The following is an 18,522-nucleotide window of genomic DNA, read 5'->3' on the forward strand; positions in this document are numbered from 1 at the left end:
CTTCTCCCCGTTTTACGGGAAGAAGGTGCCCGAAGGGCGGATGAGGGGCGGCGCGAACATTCGAAGGCTCGCGCTGCACGGCGCCCCTCCGCGATATGCGAAAGAAGGCTAACCCAGCGTCTCTTTGAAAAACGTCGTCAGCCGCTTCCAATGGCGCTCGGCACCCGCCTCGTCATAGACGCTGTGGTCCTTGACGCACCAGCCATGGCCGACGCCGACATAATTCTCGATGACATGATCGACTTCGGCGACCCTGAGCGCTTCCGCCAGCCGCGCCGACTGCTCCGGCGGGAAGCTGCGGTCGACGCCGGCAACCCCCACATAGACGCGCGCCTCGATCGAGGCCGCCTTGCGGTGCGGGCTGTCGGGCGCGTCGCTGGCGAGATTGCCGCCGTGGAAGCTTGCCGCGGCGACGATGCGGTCGGGGTGGGTCGCGGCCGCATTGAGCGCCCGCGCGCCGCCCATGCAATAGCCAACGACGCCGATCGGCCCATCGACCCCTTCGGCGGCGAGCGCATCAAGGAAGGCGGCATTGTCGCGGATGGTCATTTCCTGCGTGGTGCCGGTAACCAGCGCCATCAGCTTGGTCTTGGTTTCCTCCGCCGTGAAGGCGGTCTTGGCGTCGAACGGACCGTAGGGCGCGTTGCGGTAAAAAAGATCGGGCACCAGCACGGCATAGCCGTGACCGGCGAGCCGCTCGGCCATCTCGTCAAGCGCCGGGCGCGGCCCAAAGGCGTCCATATAAAGGATGACGCCGGCGCTGGCCTTGGTGGACGGTCGAAAAAGGCCAGCCTTTGCCTTGCCGTCCCTGGTTTCGAACTCGATCTGCTTTCCAGTCATGATGCTCTCCGTTGCCTGTCGCGCGTTAGATATCGGCACGCGCCGTTCCGGCAAGCCATTCCCGGACCAGGCCGTTCAAGATTTCGTGCGGCCGGCCTACCTCCTAGAGCCGCGCGAAGGCCGCCATATGAAAGGCCTGCACCTCCGGCGGATAGCGATAGCTTGTGCCATAGGGGCAGGCGTTGCGGTCGAGGCAGCCGCCCACCCGGCAGGGCTCGCCGCGGGAGCCGCGAACATGGTCGAGACAGGCTTCATGGGCAAAGCCCTGCCCGGAATAGGCGTCGACCGGACAGGATTTCAGGCAGGGTTTTTCGACACATATGTCGCAGAGATGAATCGCTGCATGAGGTTCGGGAAAAGAAATCTCGTCCTCGAACAGCAATGCGCCGCGATAGGCATGCCATAGCCCATATTGCGGGTGCATCAGAACGCCGAGCGGCGACGGTTTCAACCCTTCGGCCCGCATCGCCCATTGCTGGAACGGCAGATAGGGCCGGTCTGAAGGCGAAACAGCGCGGGCGTCGCAGCCTTGCGCGACCGAGCCGATCACCTCGCGCGACCAAGTGTCGAGCGGATTGGCGATGTCCCTCGCCTGCTGTTCCAGCCAGCGCTGAAAATACGGCCATGGCGCCGCGCCTGCTTGCCCGACGAGCAGCGCAGATTTGGCGGAAGCGCCTGATGGACCGGTTGGCGCAGCCTCCCCATCAGTGAAACGGAAGCCGCCACGGAGGATCAAGCCGTCGACCGCGAGCGCGGTCGCGATCTGCCCGACCAGGTCGCGCGCAAAAATCATCCCTTCCGGTCCGGGTCGGAGAATGCGCTCCGCCAGACTTCCTTGTGAATGATGTTGGCGACTTTAGCCCCGCCTGACTCGGGCTCCTTTCACGTGAAGGCGTCGGCCATCGAGCCCTTCTTCTTGGCGATGAAATCCTTCAGCGCCTCGTCGATGGCCGGATCGAGATGCGGCGCCTCGTAGCTTTCCAGCCAGCGGCGGGCAAGCTCGTTGGCGCGCTGCGGCGCGGTCTTCTCGCCTTCGGCCAGCCACTGCTCGTAGGAATTGTTGTCGGCGATGTTGGAGCGGTAGAATGCCGTCTGGAAATTCGCCTGGGTGTGGTCGCAGCCGAGATAATGGCTGCCCGGACCGACCTGGCGGATGGCGTCCATCGCCTGGCCGTTTTCCGACAGGTCGACGCCTTCGGCAAACTTCTGCTGCATGCCGAGCTGGTCGATATCCATCATGAATTTTTCGTAGCAGGAGGCGAGACCACCCTCGAGCCAGCCGGCCGAATGCAGCACGAAATTGGTGCCGGCAAGGATCGTCGAGTTGAGCGTGTTGGCGCTCTCATAGGCTGCCTGCGCGTCCGGAACCTTCGAGGCGCAGAGCGAGCCGCCGGTGCGGAACGGCAAACCGAGCCGCCTCGCGAGCTGCGCGGCGCCATAGGAGACTAGCGACGGCTCCGGCGTGCCAAAGGTCGGCGCGCCCGACTGCATCGAGATCGACGAGGCGAAGGTGCCGAACAGCACCGGCGCGCCGGGCCTGATCAGCTGGGTGAACGAAGCGCCGGCGAGCACCTCGGCCAGCACCTGCGTCAGCGTGCCGGCAACCGTCACCGGGCTCATCGCGCCGGCCAGGATGAAGGGCGTGACGATGCAGGCCTGGTTGTGGCGCGAATAGACTTTCAGGGCGCCGAGCATGGTCTCGTCGAACACCATCGGCGAGTTGGCGTTGATCAGGCTTGTCAGCACCGTGTTGTTCTCGACGAAGTCGTCGCCGAACACGAGCTTGGCCATCGCCACCGTGTCCTCGGCCCGCTCCGGCGCCGTCACCGAGCCCATGAACGGTTTGTCCGAGTAACGGATGTGCGCGTAGATCATGTCGAGATGGCGCTTGTTGACCGGCACGTCGACCGGCTCGCACACCGTGCCCCCCGAATGGTGGATCGATGGCGCCATATAGGCGAGCTTCACGAAATTCTGGAAATCCTCGATGGTCGCGTAACGGCGGTTGCCGTCGAGGTCGCGCACGAAAGGCGGGCCGTAGACCGGCGCGAACACCGTCGCGTTGCCGCCGATCTGCACCGAGCGCTCCGGGTTGCGCGCATGCTGGGTGTAGATCGAAGGCGCGGTCTTCAGCAGCGAGCGGCAGAGGCCCTTGGGGAAGTGCACGCGCTCGCCCTTGACGTCGGCGCCCGCTTCTTTCCACAGCGCCAGCGCTTCGGCGTCGTCGCGAAAGATGATGCCGATTTCTTCCAGCACCGTGTTGGTGTTCTTCTCGATCAACGCCAGGCCTTCCTCGTTGAGGACCTCGTAGACGTTGATCTTGCGCTTGATGTAGGTGAGCTGCGTGCCCGGACCGCCGCCCGAACGGGCAGCCCGGCGTGCCGCCGCGCCGCCGCTGGCGCCGCGTCCGCGCCGTCCGCCCGACGCTTCCTGCTCGACTGCCGCGTTATCGCTCATGATCGTTCTTCCTATAAATCTGGCCTGAACTGGCCTGCGGCCCATCGCTGCCGCTTCTTGCCCGGATCGTAGCCATGCACCCTATTGGAAACGGCCAGCCAGCGCCAACGCCTGTCGCAAAATCGACAAGAAAAGCGCCAATTTTTCAGTCGCTTTCCTTTTGCGGGAAGTCGCAAATCAGCTATGGATGCCCTGCCCTCGCGGGTTAGGTATTGGCGCATCGATTTTTAGGCTGCCGCAGTCATTCCGAGCAGCAAGGAGCCCGAGAGAAATGTCCGACGACGAGATCATCCTTTCCGAGCTTTCCGACGACGAGCTCGTGCAGCAGATGCACGACGATCTTTATGATGGGCTGAAGGAAGAGATCGAGGAAGGCACGCGAATCCTGCTCGAGCGCGGCTGGGCGCCCTACAAGGTGCTGACCGAGGCACTGGTCGAAGGCATGCGCATCGTCGGCGAGGATTTCCGCGACGGCATCCTGTTCGTGCCGGAAGTGCTGCTCTCGGCCAATGCCATGAAGGCCGGCATGTTCATCCTGCGTCCGCTGCTCGCCGCCACTGGCGCGCCGAAGCAGGGCAAGATGGTGATCGGCACCGTCAAGGGCGACATCCACGACATCGGCAAGAACCTCGTCGGCATGATGATGGAGGGTGCTGGCTTCGATGTCATCGATCTCGGCATCAACAACGCCGTCGAGAAGTACCTGGACGCGATCGAGCAGCACCAGCCCGACATCATCGGCATGTCGGCGCTGCTCACAACCACCATGCCCTATATGAAGGTCGTCATCGATACGATGAAGGAAAAGGGCATCCGCGACGATTATGTCGTGCTGGTCGGCGGCGCGCCGCTCAACGAGGAATTCGGCAAGGCCGTCGGCGCCGACGCCTATTGCCGCGATGCCGCGGTGGCCGTCGAGACCGCCAAGGACTACATGAAGCGCAAGCACAACGTTCGCGCTTCCGCCTGACCCAAGGCATCAGGATGGATCGACAAGAAAAGCCGCGCCTTGCAGCGCGGCTTTTTTGTTCCCAGATGATGGGAGAGGCTGCCGATCAGTTGACAGTGTCTTTGACCGCCCTTGCCGTCGATTTGACGTCCTTGCCGACGCCCCGGATGGTGTTCGCGAAGGCCGTGAGGGCAAGCGCGCAGGCCAGGATGGCGATCGGCGCGATGCGTAGCAGTTTCATGGACGGTGTCTCCCTCGACAGATATTAAGCCCCGCAGCGAAAGCCGGCCCGACTTGGTCAAGACGCAAAAAACGAAATCGAATCAAATGGACAGGCTGCTCGTCATCGCCTGCGGAATGATTGCGCGCGAAGTTTTGGCCGTCAAGCAACAGCTAAAGCTCGACCATCTCGAGCTGACCTGCCTGCCGGCCGAGTTCCATTTCTATCCGGACCGCATCGCGCCGGCGATGGACAAGGCGATCGAGAAAGCCAGAGCGGAAGGCTACCAGCACATCTTCGTCGGCTATGCCGATTGCGGCACCGGCGGCCTGCTCGACCGCGTCATCGAGAAGCACGGCGTCGAGCGCATGGCCGGGCCGCATTGCTTTGCCTTCTACCAGGGCATGGATGCCTACGCGAAGATCGCCGACGACGACATGATGTCGTTTTATATGACCGACTTCCTCTGCCGCCAGTTCGAGGCCTTCTTCATCAAGCCGCTCGGTCTCGACCGGCATCCCGAACTGATCAAGGACTATTTCGGCAATTACGAGAAGCTGATCTATCTCGCCCAGACCGACGATCCGGAGCTCGACAAGGTCGCCGAGAAAGCCGCCGTCATGCTCGGCCTCGCCTATGAGCGCCGGCCGACGGGATATGGCGATTTGACAAGCGAACTGGCGCGGGCGGCACAGGGCGCCTGAAGGTCGGTCTTCACGCCTCCGCTTCCAGCGCCCTCAACACATCGGCAAAACTCGTTCTGCACACAAAGCCCAGTCGCTCTCGCGCCCGCGACGGATCGTAGACGCGGTCGATCGAGGAGAACATCGTCCAGCCCTTCCTCGCATAGAGCCTCGAATAGTCCGGGAAATAGCGCGCGACGACCGTCGGCGCATCGGCGATCAACTCGACGCAATCCTGCGGCCGGAACGGCGTTGGCGCCGAGATGATGAAGACGTCGAAGCCAAGGCTCGGCGCTTTCTCCAGGGCCGCCACATGGGCCTCGGCCGCGTCCTTTACCGTCAGCCGCCGGAACAGCAATTCGTTGGCCTTGGTGTTGGCATCGGACTGTTCGATGGCATGTGCCATGTCGTCCGTCTCGGGAAAGAAGCGCGCGGTGCGCAGCACCACCACCGGCAACCCATGCTCGATGTGATAGAGGCGACAGAGATGCTCCGCGGAAAGCTTCGTCACGCCATAGATGTTGCGCGGCTCCGGCGACATCTCTTCGGTCAGCCAGGCCGCCTTGCGCGCGCCACCCCGGAAACCGGCGCGGATCGCCTGCGAGATCATCAGCGAGGTCGTCGAGGTGAAGACGAAGCGCTGCACGCCGCAGGCCACGGCCGCGTCGAGCAGGTTGAGCGTGCCTTGCACATTCGTGGCGACGAAGGCGCTAGTCTCATGATGCTCGATGTTCGGCTTGTGCAGCGCCCCACTGTGAATAATGGCCTCGATGCTGTTCTCGCGGACGGTCTTCAGGACAAGATCGCGATCCGCGATCGAGCCGACGACTTGGGTGCGCGCCGAGAGAACCGGATCAAGTCCGACGACGTGATGGCCGAGCGCATCGAGCCTCGGCCTGAGCGCGCTGCCCAGCCAGCCGGACGATCCCGTGAGCAAGATTCGCATCGATCAAACCGCCATTTTTCGAGCACACGCTGTTAAGCACGGATGACAGGCGATCGCGAACCGGTAAGTTGTGCGCCAGTGATAGAAAGAACTTTGTTCCAGCCATTGATTTGAGGAAACACGTCATGATGCCTCGCCTGCTCCTTGCCGCCCTCGGTCTTGTCGCCCTCACTTTGCCGTCCCTCGCCGATGGCGAAGTGCAGAAGCTGATCACGGCTGCCGACAAGGCGCGATTGGACAAGTATGGCGAGACGCGCAAGGCGGCCCTCGAAGAGGCAAAGGCCGGCGATCCGGCCGAGGTCAAGCAGTTGGATGAACTGCTCGCCAAACCACTTGTCGCCATCTCCGACAAGGATCTCACCGGCAACTGGAAGTGCCGCACCATCAAGGCGGGCGGCATCAGCCCGCTCGTCATCTATGGCTGGTTCAAGTGCAAGGTGACCGACGACGGCTCCGGCTGGCGGCTTGCGAAGATCAGCGGCTCGCAGCGCACCGCCGGCCGTTTCTTCGACGATGGCGACAAGCGCGCCATCTATCTCGGCTCGTTCTCGGTCAATGACGACAAGGCCAAGCCCTATGGCAGCGGCCCCGAAAGCGACCAGGTCGGCTATGCCTTCCGCAACAGCGCCACCGAATGGCGGATCGAATTCCCCGCGCCCTATTACGAATCGAAGCTCGACATCATGGAATTGAAGCGCTGAGCCGGCCCTTCGACGCCGGCTGAAACGCCTCCGGCACACCAGGGATTAACCCGGTCCGCATAGCATGCGCCCGATCTTCAGAGCGGGTGCTTGCCATGGCAGCGTCGGAATCGATTACGCGACCGATCGTGGTCGTCACCGAAGGTGGCCCGCATATCTGGGCCATCGTCAATGCGCTTGCCGATCGCGTCGGCCCCGTCAGCGTCATCCTCGAATCCCCTGAATCCAAAAAGCGCCTGCTCATGGGCCGCGCCCGGCGCCAGGGCTGGATCTCGGCGATCGGCCAGCTCGGCACCATGGTGCTGACCAGGCTTGGCAAGCGCTTCCTGGCTCGCCATGCCGAGCGACTGATCGCCGAGGAGAAGCTCGCAACCGAGCCGAGGCAAGGCCAGGCGATCATCCATGTCCCTTCAGCCAACGGGCCGGAATGCCTGAAGGGGATCGTGAGCATCGATCCTGGCGTTGTGCTGCTTGCCGGCTGCAGGCTGCTGTCGAAGGATACGCTGGCCAAGATGCCTTGCCCGGTGCTCAACTATCACGCTGGCATCGCGCCAAAATATCGCGGCATGAATGGCGGCTACTGGGCGCTGGCCTCCGGCGATCGAGGGAGTTTCGGCACCACAGTGCATCTGGTCGATGCCGGCGTCGACACCGGCGGCGTGCTGAAGCAGGCGCGCGGCAAGCCCAGGACCGGCGATACGATCGCCAGCTACGCGCTGCGGCAGGCAGGATTTTCGCGCGATATCTGCGTCGAGGCGGTCGGCAATGCGCTGGCCGGCAGACTGGAAACGATCGACCCTGGCCTGCCGTCGAAGCAGTGGTACCACCCGACGATCTGGTTCTACCTCTGGACCGGCCTGACCAAGCGCGTCTGGTAACATTGTCGGCTTGGCGATTTGTATGCTATTGTCATACAGAAAGCGAGATTACGATGTCGAACCTGGCTCCTCTTAGCGTCCGCGTCACTCTGGACGAACGCGAAATACTCGAAGCCGCCGCAAGTCAGGCTAACACCAATCTTAGCGACTTCATCCGCCGTAAGGCTGTTGAAGCTGCCGAAATGGAGGTGTTGGATGGGCGTATCGTGACGATCCCCGCAGCCGACTGGGAGCGGTTCGAGGCTTGGGCGAAATCGGCGCCGAAAAAGCTGCCTGGTTTGCAAAGGCTCGCAGCGTCACGGCCCGTATGGCAGGACTGACCTCGCCTCGACCGCTTGCGGTTGACGACAACAGAGATGCTTTCGACTGCGGCCGCGAGTCGCTCAACAATTGGCTTCGTCGCCATGCCTGGCGCAACCAGCAGGATGGGGCATCGCGCACCAGCGTCATCTGCGATTTGGCGAGCGGCGCGATTGCTGCCTATGTTGCGCTGAGCGCCGGCCAGATCGAGCGGGCCTATCTGCCGAAGTCGGCACAGCGTAATCGCCCCGATCCCATTCCGATTGTGTTGCTCGGCCAGCTGGCCGTGGATATCCGCTTTCAAGGTCGCGGATGCGGACGCTCACTGTTCCTCTTCGCATTTAGGACCGCGGTTCGGTTTTCCACTGAGATCGGCTGTTTTGGCGTCCTTACCCACCCACTTGATGAGTCCGTGAGAAACTTCTACCGCGGCTTCGATTTCGTAGACCTGCCATTCGATCCGAAACGAAGCATGATCGTGCGTATCGCCGACTTAAGGGAAAGCGGCTTCGGCTACGAATAAGGCAAGTTTCGAGAGCAAGCGGTGCAGCACACAGGGGGATGCTCGACCAAAGAACTTCTCCCTTCCGTTTGGGCCATCGCCAGCGTCGCTTTTGAAGGCGCGCGCGTCGTCCCATAACAAGCGGCCCAACGGCGCATGCGGCAATGCTCGACAACCTCGAGGAGTGAGAATTCATGGCCGATCTGATCGTCGTCTATTGGCGCGACATCCCCGCCCAGGTCATCGTCAAGAAGGGCCGGCAGAACGCCAAGCGCGAGCTGCCGCTGCGTTTCACCGAGGCGATCGACATGTGCGCCATGCGCACCGGCGCCGGCGGCACCGACGACTATCTGGCGGAATGGCGCAAGGCCGACCCGATCCCGGTCGGCGACGACATCGAGGCCGAGGTCGAGAAGGCCTATCAGGAACTCGACGCGAAATATGACCGCGAGCGGCTAGTCGCTCTGGTCAAGGCTGGCGGGAAAGAAAATGTCTGACAAGCAGCCGGCGGTTACCCAGGCCACCTTGGTCAAGAAGGCAGCGCCGAAATCCGACTACAAGCCTGCCGACGTGTCGCCACAGCGGCGCGTCCAGCGCACTTTCGCCGTGCGCCTGTGGTCCATCCGGCATTCGCGATTGCTCGAATGGTTCTACAGCCGGTTCGCCGACATTTTCCTGCTCTTGCATCCTTTGTGGAAGGGCATCGGCTACGGCCGCGTCGAAGCCCCGGTGAAATTCGTCGAGAAGCGGGTCAAGGGCTTCATGTTCGACTGCCGCATGTGCGGCCAGTGCGTGCTCTCCTCCACCGGCATGTCGTGCCCGATGAATTGCCCCAAGCAGCTGCGCAACGGGCCTTGCGGCGGCGTGCGCGCCAACGGCAATTGCGAGGTCGAGCCGGACATGCCTTGCGTCTGGGTCAAGGCCTGGGAAGGCTCGCGCAACATGGTGCATGGCGACAATATCCTCACCGTGCAGAAGCCGGTCGATCAGTCGCTGCGCGAAACCTCGGCGTGGCTGCGGGTGACCGCGCAGGCCGCCGCCGCGCGTGAAACGACCCCGAACCCCGGAGCTTCGGCATGACCGCCCGCCAGGTCGACGAGAACCCGGCCGGCATCCACCTGCCGCTTGAGCCCCTGCCCGGCCACACATCGCGCGGCCGGCTGGAGCGCGTGCTGCGCCGCGGTGAGTTTGCTGTAACGACCGAGCTCAATCCACCCGACAGCGCCGATCCGGAAGACGTCTACAACCGCGCCAAGATTTTTGATGGCTGGGTCGATGCCATCAATGCCGTCGATGCCTCGGGCGCCAATTGTCACATGTCGTCCGTCGGCATCTGCGCGCTGCTCACCCGCATGGGCTATGCGCCGATCATGCAGATCGCCTGCCGCGACAAGAACCGCATCGCCATCCAGGGCGACGTGCTGGGCGGCGCCGCCATGGGCGTCGCCAACATGCTGTGCCTCACCGGCGACGGCGTGCAGGCCGGCGACCAGCCCGGCGCCAAACCGGTGTTCGACCTCGATTCCATGTCGCTGCTCGAAACCATCCGCATCATGCGCGACAATGGCAAGTTCCTGTCCGGCCGCAAGCTGACGACGCCGCCGCAGGTCTTCCTCGGTGCCGCCGTCAACCCCTTCGCGCCGCCCTACGACTTCCGCCCGATCCATCTCGGCAAGAAGATCGCCGCCGGCGCGCAGTTCGCACAGACGCAGTACTGCTTCGACGTGCCGATGTTCAGAACCTTCATGCAGAAGGCGCGCGACCTCGGCCACACTGAAAAGCTCTTCCTGCTTTGCGGCGTCGGACCGCTCGCTTCCGCCAAGACGGCGAAGTGGATCCGCTCCAACGTGCCGGGCATCCATATCCCCGACGCGGTGATCAAGCGGCTGGAAGGCGCGCAGGACCAGAAGAAGGAAGGCAAGCAGCTCTGCATCGACATCATCAACGAGGTGAAGGAAATCCCCGGCGTCGCCGGCATCCATGTGATGGCCTACCGCCAAGAGGAATATGTCGCCGAGATCGTCGATGAATCCGGCGTGCTGAAAGGCCGCCAGCCCTGGAAGCGGGAGCGCCGGCGCGACGACCAACTGGTCGCCGACCGACTCGACCACCTGCTGCACGACGAGATTACCGAAACCCAGGTGGATATGGTGAAGACCGCGCATTGACAGCGTGGCCAGTCACCATCCGCTTGAACGAGATCAGATAACGATATAAAGAACTCTTTATATCCCGACGGAGAGATTTCATGACCCGCACCATCGTCGCCTCGGCGACCCGAGAAATCGTCATCGGCTTCGATCAGCCCTTCTGCGTGATCGGCGAACGCATCAACCCGACCGGCCGCAAGAAGCTCGCCGCCGAAATGGTGGCCGGAAATTTCGAGACCGTCATCAAAGACGCGCTGGAGCAGGCCGCCTGCGGCGCCACCATGCTCGACGTCAATGCCGGCGTCACCGCCGTCGACCCCAATGCGACCGAGCCGGCGCTTCTGGTGCAGACGCTGGAGATCGTGCAAGGCCTGGTCGACCTGCCGCTGTCGATCGATAGCTCGGTGACCGCCGCGATCGAGGCCGCGCTGAAGGTCGCCAAGGGCCGCCCGCTGGTCAACTCCGTCACCGGCGAGGAAGAAAAGCTCGAGGCCATCCTGCCGCTGATCAAGAAATACAACGTCCCGGTCGTCGCCATCTCCAACGACGAGACCGGCATCTCGATGGACCCGGACGTCCGCTTCGCCGTCGCCAAGAAGATCGTCCAGCGCTGCGCCGATTTCGGCATTCCCGCCCATGACGTCGTCGTCGACCCGCTGGTGATGCCGATCGGCGCGCTGGGCGATGCCGGACGCCAGGTGTTCGCGCTGCTGCGCCGGTTGCGCGAAGAGCTCAAGGTCAACACCACTTGCGGCCTCTCCAACATCTCCTTCGGCCTGCCGCACCGCCACGGCATCAACGCCGCCTTCATCCCGATGGTGATCGGCGCCGGCATGACCAGCGCCATCATGAACCCGGTCCGTCCGCAGGAAATGGAAGCCGTGCGCGGCGCCAATGTGCTCAACGGCACCGACGAGAACTGCACCAACTGGATCCGCACCTACAAGGATTATAAGCCGGTCGAAGGCGGTCAAGCCGTTGCGGCTCCAACGGCCGTCAACGCGCCGGGCGAAGGCAGCGGCAATGGCGGCCGTCGCCGCGGCGGCCGTGAAGCCCGCATGGCCAGGGGATAAGCGCGCAATCGTGAGCCGCACCGCAAACAAGGCTGGTCCGATCGCATCGTGGATGCGGCCGGACAGCTCTGCTTTGCGTTCAGGCCATGCCCAATATGGCGTCGAACAGCGCCATTCCCGCCCACGATCCGAAGAGGCCTGTTACGCCGCCGACGATGAAATCATCGTCATAGGCGGGCCAGAACGCGTGCAGCAGCAGCGCACCGACGATCGCGCCGAGGATCCCGGTGGCGAGGTATTGCGGATTGCGCAGCCACGAGCCCTTGATCACGCGCACCATGGTGAACGCGGTGAAGACGGCGGAAAGCAGAAGATCCGACATGGTTGGCCCCTGGACCAGCAGACTCTCCACCCAACAGTAAAACGATCCGTTAAACGGCATCGACAATTGCCATCGAGACGCGTGCCAGCATGAACCCTCCGCCCAACATCACCGATCCGCTCGTGCTGTTCATGCCGTCGGGCAAGCGCGGCCGGTTCCCCGTTGGAACGCCCGTGCTCGATGCGGCGCGCCAGCTCGGCGTCTATGTCGAAAGCGTATGCGGCGGCCGCGCCACTTGCGGGCGCTGCCAGATCGAGGTGCAGGAAGGCAATTTCGCCAAGCACAAGATCGTCTCGTCCAACGACCACATCTCGCCCAAGGGCGCCAAGGAAGAGCGCTACGAGCGCGTGCGCGGCCTGCCTGAACGGCGCCGCCTCTCCTGCTCGGCGCAGGTCCTCGGCGACCTCGTCATCGACGTGCCGCAGGACACGGTCATCAACGCCCAGACCATCCGAAAGGACGCCGACACCAGGGTGATCGCCCGCGATACGGCGATCCGCATGTGCTATGTCGAGATCGAGGAGCCCGACATGCACAAGCCGCTCGGCGACCTCGACCGGCTCAAGATCGCCCTGATGAAGGACTGGGGCCTCAAGAACCTCGAATTCGATTTCTATCTGCTGCCGCAGGTGCAGGGCATCCTGCGTAAGGGCAACTGGACCGCGACGGCCGCCATCCACAAGGACGCCGACAGCGACATCGCGCGTGTCATCGCGTTGTGGCCCGGCCTCAAGAACGAAGCCTATGGCCTTGCCTGCGACATCGGCTCGACCACCATAGCCATGCATCTGGTGTCGCTGCTGTCGGGCCGAGTCGCCGCATCTTCCGGCACGTCCAATCCGCAGATCCGCTTCGGCGAGGATCTGATGAGCCGCGTCTCCTATGTGATGATGAATCCGGACGGTCGCGAAGGCATGACGGTCGCCGTGCGCGAAGCGGTTTCCGGCCTCGTCGACAAGGTCTGCGCCGAAGGCAACGTCCAGCGCGCCGACATCCTGGATTCCGTCTTCGTCGGCAATCCGATCATGCATCACTTGTTCCTCGGCATCGATCCGACCGAGTTGGGCGGCGCGCCTTTCGCGCTTGCCGTCTCCGGCGCGGTGCGCATCAAGGCCTCCGACATCGGCCTGAAGCTCAACCAGGGCGCGCGCCTCTATATGCTGCCTTGCATTGCCGGCCATGTCGGCGCCGACGCCGCCGCCGTCACCCTGTCGGAAGGCCCGCACCGCCAGGACGAGATGATGCTGATCGTCGACGTCGGCACCAATGCCGAGATCGTGCTCGGCAACTCGACGCGTGTGGTCGCGGCCTCCTCGCCCACCGGCCCGGCCTTCGAGGGCGCGGAAATCTCCGGCGGCCAGCGCGCCGCGCCCGGCGCCATCGAGCGCGTGCGCATCGACCCGGACACGCTTGAGCCGAAATATCGCGTCATCGGTTCGGAGCTGTGGTCGGACGAGCCGGGCTTCCTCGACAGCGTGCAGGCGACCGGCGTCACCGGCATCTGCGGCTCCGGCATCATCGAGATCGTGGCGGAAATGTACCTTGCCGGCATCATCTCCGAAGATGGCGTCGTCGACGGATCGCTGGCCGCGCGCTCGCCGCGCATCGTTCCCAACGGCCGCACCTTCTCCTATGTGCTGAAGGAAGGCGAACCCAGGATCACCATCACCCAGAACGACGTGCGCGCCATCCAGCTTGCCAAGGCAGCACTCTATGCCGGCACCAAGCTGTTGATGGAAAAGCAGCACACCGAGCACGTCGACCGCATCCATTTCGCCGGCGCGTTCGGTTCGTTCATCGATCCGAAATACGCAATGGTGCTCGGCCTCATCCCCGACTGCGACCTCGACAAGGTCTCGGCCGTCGGCAACGCCGCAGGCGCCGGCGCGCGCATGGCGCTGCTCAATCGCGGCTACCGTCGCGAGATCGAGGAGACGGTGAGCCGGATCGAGAAGATCGAGACGGCGCTGGAGCCGAAATTCCAGGAGCACTTCGTCTACGCCATGGCGCTGCCGAACAAGGTTGACCCCTTCCCGAAGCTGGCGGCCGCGGTGAAGCTGCCGCCGCGCAAGGCGATGAGCGAGGACGGCAACGCCGGCGACGCTACCCCACGCCGGCGTTCACGCGAGGAGCGCGCGGCACGGCGCGGCCGCGACTAACGTTTCAGCTCATTCCGCGGCCCCTGCGGCCGCGGCAGTGCTTGCCTTCACGGCGCCCTTGGGACGTTGCGGATGCAGCAGCCCGATCAATGGCTTTTCGACGATCAGATAAAGCACTGCCGAGAGCGCCAGCGTGATGGCCAGGATCGCTGCCGGCTGCAAGACCGCCGGGAGGCCGGCCCTCAAGACGACACCCGTCGCCAGGACGCCGGCCACGACATGCCATAGGTAGATCGAATAGGACGCATCGCCGAGAAAGCTGGGCAAGGCCGCGGGCTTGAACGGCCGCGCCCGCTCGGCAAACACCGCGCCAGCCACGACCAGCGTGGCCGGAAGCCCCCAGTGCAAGGCGCGAGCCATGTCGGCATCGAACAGCGGACTGGCCGCAAGGAGCAGAAATCCTAAGACAGCCATCGCCAGCGCCACTCCGAGCGGCAGCCTGGCGCCCTGGAGCCACAAGCGCCCCACGACGACGCCGGCCGCGAACTCGAGCACGACAGGATCGGTGAAGGCATGCGCGTATCCCACGGGTAAGACGAAATGCAGCGCGACGATGACCACAAGGGCGCCCACGAGAACTCCGAACCGCCAGCGCTCCCCGAGGAACAGGACCAGGGTGAAAACGAGATAGAACATCATCTCATAGCAAAGCGTCCAACCCTGTATGACGATGGGATGCAGCGCCCGCTCCTGCAGGACAGGCAGGAAGAACAGCGAGCCGACGAAATTCGCCATACTGAAGAAATGGCCGTAGAAGAATTGCGGCTTGATCAGGATGCCTGCCGCGGTCAGCAGCGTGACGATCCAGTAGAGAGGCACGATGCGGGTGATCCGGCGACCCATGAAACGCCAAGGATCGGCCGGCCTGCCGGCCGTCGTCACCCACATGATGAAGCCGCTGATGACGAAGAAAACGTCGACGCCGGCTGCTCCGACGTGGAACGGACCGCCGAACTGTTCGCTGACGTGGAAGCAGACCACCGCGCAGGCGGCGAGGCCCCGCAGATATTGAATACTGTGGATGCTCGTCACGATGCTCTGGTCCAGATCGCGCTATGCTGCAGTGCATACAGTCGATATCGCATCGCACAATAACAAAGCAGCCGAGCGCTGCTGTCAACCCGCGGATGGCTTCTATCCGGATGGAAGCCGGAATGCCCGCCGGTCCAATTCGTTTGTATGCAAATGTTTCCGGATTCGCGCTGTCCGGAAACCGAAACGCTGTTTTCGCGAAATCGCTCCGATACATGCGTGAGCGATTTAACCGACATCGAACGGCGGCTGCGGACAATCCTCGGCCGCCGCTGCTCTTCAAGGGAGATGAAAATGTCGATGTACGACAACCTCAGCCGTTTCGGCGTGACCATCAGGCTGGCTCACGCCAGGAACAAGGCGATCCGCGCGCTGAACAGCCTGCCGGCGCATGTCCAGAAGGATATCGGCTGGCCGGCTTCGCCGCCGAGCGATCCGCAGGCAGCCCTTCATGCGCTGCTTCTGGGCACACCGCGCTGATGACCTTCGCCGACAAATGCAGGCTGCTCGGCAAGCGCCGTGGCCGCGACGCGGCCTCGGCGAACGTCGACAACAAATTGCGCGCGGCGCTGCTGTCGAAGCGGCGCTAGAGCAATTCCAGGAAACGTGCGCAGCGGTTAGGCTCGGCAATTCGCCGTAGCCTTCCGCCCGAAATCGCGCAAACAAAGAACTGGCACCATCGGATCACGCCGATGTGCCAGCGTGAATCCTTGACATTTTTAACTGAGGTACAATCTTCGCAGAGCGGGGGGAATTCTCTTAGTCGGCTCTGCCGAAGTGCGTGTATCTGCATGCCCAGTTTGAAAAGCCATCTCGTTTCGTTCGTTCTCAGGCACAGCCGCAAGAAGGCGTTTTCCAGTCCCGAGAACCTGCAGCGCTGGATCGCCTACGCCCGCAAGACAGAGGATTATCATCCGCCGGCCTTGCTCAAGGCACGGCTGGACATCGCCGAGACCGAGATCGACGGCTTTCCCGTCTATGAGATCGCGCCGAAGGCGGGCGAAAGCCGGCGCATCCTCTACATGCATGGCGGCGCCTATGTCTTTCAGATCACCTCCTACCATTGGGGGCTGATCGCCGAAATGGCCGAGCGTCTCGGCTTCGGCATCACCGTGCCGGTCTACCCCATCGCGCCGGAGCACGATTTCCATGACATGTTCGGCATGGTCGGCGACGTCTACCGGCGCATGCTCGAAGAGACCGAGGCGCAAGACATTGTCTTCATGGGCGATTCCGCCGGCGGCAACATGGCCGTCGTGCTGACCATGATAGCCGCCGAGGAGGGCCTGCCGGCACCGTCGCGCCATGTGCTGATCTCGCCCGGTCTCGACGTTTCGCTTGCAAATCCGGAAGTCTTCGAGGCCGAGCGGCAGGATCCGTGGCTGGGTATTGCGGGTGGGCTAGAAGCGGTGCGGCTCTACAGCGCCGGTTTCGATCGCACCGACTGGCACATCAGCCCGCTTTACGGCGACCTGTCCGTGCTGCCTAAGACGCTGCTGCTGACCGGTTCACGCGACATGCTGACACCAGATAATCTCATCTTCGCCGAACGCGCACGCGCTGCCGGCGTCGAGGTCGACCTGGTCTACGAGGAAGGCATGTTCCACGTCTGGCCCCTGATCGAGATGCCCGAGGCGCGCCGCGCGCGCGACAGCATCGTTGCATTTCTCGATAATGTTCCAGCAGCGCGCCAGGCTCGTGCGCGACGCAGGACGAAAGCCGCTTTCGCGGGGCGCCCGGCGCCGGCGGCCGAATAGCTCAGAACTTGCCGGTTTCCCGGAACAGTTCGAACGTCGCGCGGATATGGTCGGCGACGGCCTTCACCGGCGCGCTCGCATCGGGCGCCACCACCATGGCGAGATTGTAGGTGCCGATCTCGGGCATGCCGTCCTTGGCGCCCAGCGAGACCATCTCGTCGCCGAGGAAGGACTTCGGCAGCGGCGCCACTGCAAGGTCGGCCATGATGGCGGCGCGCTGGCCGGCCGTGTGGGCGCTCATATAGGCGATGCGGTAGTTGCGGCCCTCGCGGCCAAGCGCTTCCAGCGCCCCTGCCCGCCATGCGCAGCCTTCTTCCCACAGCGACACCGGCAGCGGCTCGCGCAGATGCGCGCAGCCGCCCTTGGCGCCCGCCCACACGATCGGTTCGGTCAAAAGCACCTCGGCGCCGATCGCGCTGGTCTTGTAGGAATTGGTGAGCAGCGTGATGTCGAGCGCGCGGTCGTCCATGCGGCGGCGCAGATTGATGCTCTGGTCGATGGTGACGTCGACGGCGATCGAGGGATGCGACTGGGCAAAACGCTTCAGCACATGCGGCAGCACGCGCTCGCCATAATCGTCCGGGGAACCGAGCCGCACCACGCCCACGATGTCGGGGATGATGAATTTCGACACCACCTCGCGGTTGATCGATAAAAGCCGGCGCGCATAGCCGAGCAGCATCTCGCCATCGGTGGTCAGCGTCACCGAACGCGCGTCGCGCGCGAAGACGGAACGGCCGAGGATGTCCTCCAGCTTCTTGATCTGCATGGAGACGGCCGATGGCGTGCGGAACACCGCATTGGCGGCGGTGGTGAAGCTGCCGGTCTCGGCGATCGCCACGAAAGTGCGCAGCACATCGAGATCAAGCAGCGGCAAGGGATGATTGAGCGGGGCGTTCATGGCAGGTTGCCTTCAATTTTTCTGATGCAATCCATCATTTCATTTCGTTTGATTGAACATCACTCCAGGCGCATAGTCAACTCGATCGATGCAGGATGCTGCCAAAAGCAGCCATGAAACGACCCTGACACAGTCCTGCAATCGACGTGAAATGAAGCTGAAACAGACCTGGCTTAACGCAGTGACGGGCGCCTCCCTGCCCGCATAGAGGAGAAAGAAATGTCTATCCTGTCATCCATCGGTCGGCTTGCGACCGAATTCAGCGCGGCCCGCGCCCGCTACCAGACCGAACGCGCCATCCATGCGCTGCCGATCGAACTGCAGAAGGATATCGGCTGGCCGGAAGCTGCCGATGCCAAGACCGGCTTGCGCTTCGGCGTCGGAAGTTGGGCCGGAGCGAAGTAATCAAGTGTGTATGGAGTTCTGAAGGCCTGCCGCGTCAGCTCGGCAGGCCTTTTGCTTGTTTTTAGCGCCTTTGTTTGCACTCAAACGACTTTTCCAGCCATGCGATCACAGCATGACGCATATGAACCACCCGCATAGCGGGTTAACAAGCCGATTAAAGCCTTGTAAATAATAGGAAATCTTGGGCAGGCTGCCCAAAAACGTCGCAAATGATGTCGCTTTTCATATCAAGCGGTTCGTTTTTGCG

At 63.1% G+C, this 18,522-nt stretch carries 22 protein-coding genes; 14 read left to right on the plus strand and 8 right to left on the minus strand.

The annotated features are described in order from the left end of the window. Positions 1-108: 108 nt before the first annotated feature. The 3 genes from FJ414_RS22535 to FJ414_RS22545 all read right to left on the minus strand — a co-directional run bounded on the left by FJ414_RS22535 (position 109) and on the right by FJ414_RS22545 (position 3,297). Positions 109-840, minus strand: a complete 732-nt coding sequence (locus FJ414_RS22535; RefSeq protein WP_140646584.1) for a dienelactone hydrolase family protein — start codon at positions 838-840, stop codon at positions 109-111. 103 nt (positions 841-943) lie between these two features. Next, entirely contained in the window at positions 944-1,633 is a 690-nt protein-coding gene (locus FJ414_RS22540; RefSeq protein ID WP_140646585.1) for a 4Fe-4S dicluster domain-containing protein, read from the minus strand. Between the two features lie 89 nt (positions 1,634-1,722). Beyond that, positions 1,723-3,297, minus strand: a complete 1,575-nt coding sequence (locus FJ414_RS22545) for a trimethylamine methyltransferase family protein (protein WP_140646586.1) — start codon at positions 3,295-3,297, stop codon at positions 1,723-1,725. Positions 3,298-3,568: 271 nt separating this feature from the next. Between FJ414_RS22545 and FJ414_RS22550 the strand changes: the two genes are divergently transcribed. Beyond that, positions 3,569-4,267: a B12-binding domain-containing protein gene (locus tag FJ414_RS22550; protein ID WP_140495658.1), complete on the plus strand. Its 699-nt coding sequence runs from the start codon at positions 3,569-3,571 to the stop codon at positions 4,265-4,267. Between the two features lie 85 nt (positions 4,268-4,352). Here FJ414_RS22550 and FJ414_RS22555 read toward each other — a convergent pair whose 3' ends face one another. After that, complete coding sequence (locus FJ414_RS22555; RefSeq protein ID WP_140646587.1) at positions 4,353-4,487, minus strand: entericidin A/B family lipoprotein; 135 nt, start codon at positions 4,485-4,487, stop codon at positions 4,353-4,355. Between the two features lie 53 nt (positions 4,488-4,540). On the opposite strand from FJ414_RS22555, the gene FJ414_RS22560 reads away from it, so the two are divergent. Then, entirely contained in the window at positions 4,541-5,170 is a 630-nt protein-coding gene (locus FJ414_RS22560) for a DUF1638 domain-containing protein (protein ID WP_140646588.1), read from the plus strand. Between the two features lie 10 nt (positions 5,171-5,180). Here FJ414_RS22560 and FJ414_RS22565 read toward each other — a convergent pair whose 3' ends face one another. Next, on the minus strand, positions 5,181-6,095 hold the full coding sequence (locus tag FJ414_RS22565) for an NAD(P)-dependent oxidoreductase (RefSeq protein WP_140646589.1): 915 nt from the start codon (positions 6,093-6,095) through the stop codon (positions 5,181-5,183). A gap of 125 nt (positions 6,096-6,220) precedes the next feature. Here FJ414_RS22565 and FJ414_RS22570 point away from each other — a divergent pair, with 125 nt between their 5' ends. The 8 genes from FJ414_RS22570 to FJ414_RS22605 all read left to right on the plus strand — a co-directional run bounded on the left by FJ414_RS22570 (position 6,221) and on the right by FJ414_RS22605 (position 11,699). Continuing rightward, positions 6,221-6,796 carry a DUF4893 domain-containing protein gene (locus FJ414_RS22570; RefSeq protein WP_140646590.1) on the plus strand — a complete coding sequence of 192 codons (576 nt, stop codon included), beginning with the start codon at positions 6,221-6,223 and terminating at the stop codon, positions 6,794-6,796. Positions 6,797-6,891: 95 nt separating this feature from the next. Further along, positions 6,892-7,674 (plus strand): formyl transferase, encoded by a 783-nt coding sequence (locus tag FJ414_RS22575; RefSeq protein WP_140646591.1) that lies wholly within the window; start codon positions 6,892-6,894, stop codon positions 7,672-7,674. Between the two features lie 53 nt (positions 7,675-7,727). Then, positions 7,728-7,994 carry a DUF1778 domain-containing protein gene (locus tag FJ414_RS22580; protein ID WP_140646592.1) on the plus strand — a complete coding sequence of 89 codons (267 nt, stop codon included), beginning with the start codon at positions 7,728-7,730 and terminating at the stop codon, positions 7,992-7,994. After that, positions 7,919-8,497 (plus strand): GNAT family N-acetyltransferase, encoded by a 579-nt coding sequence (locus tag FJ414_RS22585; protein ID WP_348640019.1) that lies wholly within the window; start codon positions 7,919-7,921, stop codon positions 8,495-8,497. The genes FJ414_RS22580 and FJ414_RS22585 overlap by 76 nt, the downstream gene beginning before the upstream one ends. Positions 8,498-8,670: 173 nt before the next feature. Continuing rightward, positions 8,671-8,973, plus strand: a complete 303-nt coding sequence (locus tag FJ414_RS22590; RefSeq protein ID WP_127863411.1) for a virulence factor — start codon at positions 8,671-8,673, stop codon at positions 8,971-8,973. Then, positions 8,966-9,556: a methylenetetrahydrofolate reductase C-terminal domain-containing protein gene (locus FJ414_RS22595; protein ID WP_140646593.1), complete on the plus strand. Its 591-nt coding sequence runs from the start codon at positions 8,966-8,968 to the stop codon at positions 9,554-9,556. The genes FJ414_RS22590 and FJ414_RS22595 overlap by 8 nt, the downstream gene beginning before the upstream one ends. Continuing rightward, the gene (locus FJ414_RS22600) at positions 9,553-10,644 is read left to right on the plus strand and encodes a methylenetetrahydrofolate reductase (RefSeq protein WP_140646594.1); all 1,092 of its coding nucleotides are present in this window, start codon (positions 9,553-9,555) and stop codon (positions 10,642-10,644) included. The genes FJ414_RS22595 and FJ414_RS22600 overlap by 4 nt, the downstream gene beginning before the upstream one ends. Positions 10,645-10,724: 80 nt before the next feature. Then, complete coding sequence (locus tag FJ414_RS22605; RefSeq protein WP_140646596.1) at positions 10,725-11,699, plus strand: methyltetrahydrofolate cobalamin methyltransferase; 975 nt, start codon at positions 10,725-10,727, stop codon at positions 11,697-11,699. Between the two features lie 79 nt (positions 11,700-11,778). Here the strand turns inward: FJ414_RS22605 and FJ414_RS22610 are convergent, their stop codons facing one another. Beyond that, positions 11,779-12,021, minus strand: a complete 243-nt coding sequence (locus tag FJ414_RS22610; RefSeq protein WP_246672479.1) for a hypothetical protein — start codon at positions 12,019-12,021, stop codon at positions 11,779-11,781. 89 nt (positions 12,022-12,110) lie between these two features. Between FJ414_RS22610 and FJ414_RS22615 the strand changes: the two genes are divergently transcribed. Further along, positions 12,111-14,180, plus strand: a complete 2,070-nt coding sequence (locus FJ414_RS22615; RefSeq protein ID WP_140646597.1) for an ASKHA domain-containing protein — start codon at positions 12,111-12,113, stop codon at positions 14,178-14,180. A gap of 9 nt (positions 14,181-14,189) precedes the next feature. Here the strand turns inward: FJ414_RS22615 and FJ414_RS22620 are convergent, their stop codons facing one another. Further along, the gene (locus tag FJ414_RS22620; protein ID WP_246672480.1) at positions 14,190-15,212 is read right to left on the minus strand and encodes an acyltransferase; all 1,023 of its coding nucleotides are present in this window, start codon (positions 15,210-15,212) and stop codon (positions 14,190-14,192) included. A gap of 294 nt (positions 15,213-15,506) precedes the next feature. Here FJ414_RS22620 and FJ414_RS31565 point away from each other — a divergent pair, with 294 nt between their 5' ends. After that, positions 15,507-15,692, plus strand: coding sequence for a hypothetical protein (locus FJ414_RS31565; RefSeq protein ID WP_181166902.1), 186 nt, complete (start codon positions 15,507-15,509; stop codon positions 15,690-15,692). A 311-nt stretch (positions 15,693-16,003) separates the two neighbouring features. Continuing rightward, positions 16,004-16,969 (plus strand): alpha/beta hydrolase, encoded by a 966-nt coding sequence (locus FJ414_RS22630; protein ID WP_140646600.1) that lies wholly within the window; start codon positions 16,004-16,006, stop codon positions 16,967-16,969. 1 nt (position 16,970) lies between these two features. Here FJ414_RS22630 and FJ414_RS22635 read toward each other — a convergent pair whose 3' ends face one another. Then, positions 16,971-17,870 (minus strand): LysR substrate-binding domain-containing protein, encoded by a 900-nt coding sequence (locus FJ414_RS22635; RefSeq protein ID WP_040981895.1) that lies wholly within the window; start codon positions 17,868-17,870, stop codon positions 16,971-16,973. 219 nt (positions 17,871-18,089) lie between these two features. Here FJ414_RS22635 and FJ414_RS22640 point away from each other — a divergent pair, with 219 nt between their 5' ends. Further along, positions 18,090-18,275 (plus strand): hypothetical protein, encoded by a 186-nt coding sequence (locus tag FJ414_RS22640; RefSeq protein WP_140646602.1) that lies wholly within the window; start codon positions 18,090-18,092, stop codon positions 18,273-18,275. Positions 18,276-18,522: the final 247 nt, after the last annotated feature.

Source organism: Mesorhizobium sp. B3-1-6, from assembly GCF_006439555.1.
Taxonomy (GTDB): Bacteria; Pseudomonadota; Alphaproteobacteria; order Rhizobiales; family Rhizobiaceae; genus Mesorhizobium.

Coding starts and splice junctions, on each gene's coding strand:
- FJ414_RS22615 (WP_140646597.1), top strand. CDS start 12,111: ATGAACCCTCCGCCCAACATCACCGATCCGCTCGTGCTGTTCATGCCG.
- FJ414_RS22545 (WP_140646586.1), bottom strand. CDS start 3,297: ATGAGCGATAACGCGGCAGTCGAGCAGGAAGCGTCGGGCGGACGGCGC.
- FJ414_RS22595 (WP_140646593.1), top strand. CDS start 8,966: ATGTCTGACAAGCAGCCGGCGGTTACCCAGGCCACCTTGGTCAAGAAG.
- FJ414_RS22535 (WP_140646584.1), bottom strand. CDS start 840: ATGACTGGAAAGCAGATCGAGTTCGAAACCAGGGACGGCAAGGCAAAG.
- FJ414_RS22565 (WP_140646589.1), bottom strand. CDS start 6,095: ATGCGAATCTTGCTCACGGGATCGTCCGGCTGGCTGGGCAGCGCGCTC.
- FJ414_RS22555 (WP_140646587.1), bottom strand. CDS start 4,487: ATGAAACTGCTACGCATCGCGCCGATCGCCATCCTGGCCTGCGCGCTT.
- FJ414_RS22550 (WP_140495658.1), top strand. CDS start 3,569: ATGTCCGACGACGAGATCATCCTTTCCGAGCTTTCCGACGACGAGCTC.
- FJ414_RS22605 (WP_140646596.1), top strand. CDS start 10,725: ATGACCCGCACCATCGTCGCCTCGGCGACCCGAGAAATCGTCATCGGC.
- FJ414_RS31565 (WP_181166902.1), top strand. CDS start 15,507: ATGTCGATGTACGACAACCTCAGCCGTTTCGGCGTGACCATCAGGCTG.
- FJ414_RS22635 (WP_040981895.1), bottom strand. CDS start 17,870: ATGAACGCCCCGCTCAATCATCCCTTGCCGCTGCTTGATCTCGATGTG.
- FJ414_RS22575 (WP_140646591.1), top strand. CDS start 6,892: ATGGCAGCGTCGGAATCGATTACGCGACCGATCGTGGTCGTCACCGAA.
- FJ414_RS22570 (WP_140646590.1), top strand. CDS start 6,221: ATGATGCCTCGCCTGCTCCTTGCCGCCCTCGGTCTTGTCGCCCTCACT.
- FJ414_RS22630 (WP_140646600.1), top strand. CDS start 16,004: ATGCCCAGTTTGAAAAGCCATCTCGTTTCGTTCGTTCTCAGGCACAGC.
- FJ414_RS22600 (WP_140646594.1), top strand. CDS start 9,553: ATGACCGCCCGCCAGGTCGACGAGAACCCGGCCGGCATCCACCTGCCG.
- FJ414_RS22640 (WP_140646602.1), top strand. CDS start 18,090: ATGTCTATCCTGTCATCCATCGGTCGGCTTGCGACCGAATTCAGCGCG.
- FJ414_RS22610 (WP_246672479.1), bottom strand. CDS start 12,021: ATGTCGGATCTTCTGCTTTCCGCCGTCTTCACCGCGTTCACCATGGTG.
- FJ414_RS22580 (WP_140646592.1), top strand. CDS start 7,728: ATGTCGAACCTGGCTCCTCTTAGCGTCCGCGTCACTCTGGACGAACGC.
- FJ414_RS22540 (WP_140646585.1), bottom strand. CDS start 1,633: ATGATTTTTGCGCGCGACCTGGTCGGGCAGATCGCGACCGCGCTCGCG.
- FJ414_RS22590 (WP_127863411.1), top strand. CDS start 8,671: ATGGCCGATCTGATCGTCGTCTATTGGCGCGACATCCCCGCCCAGGTC.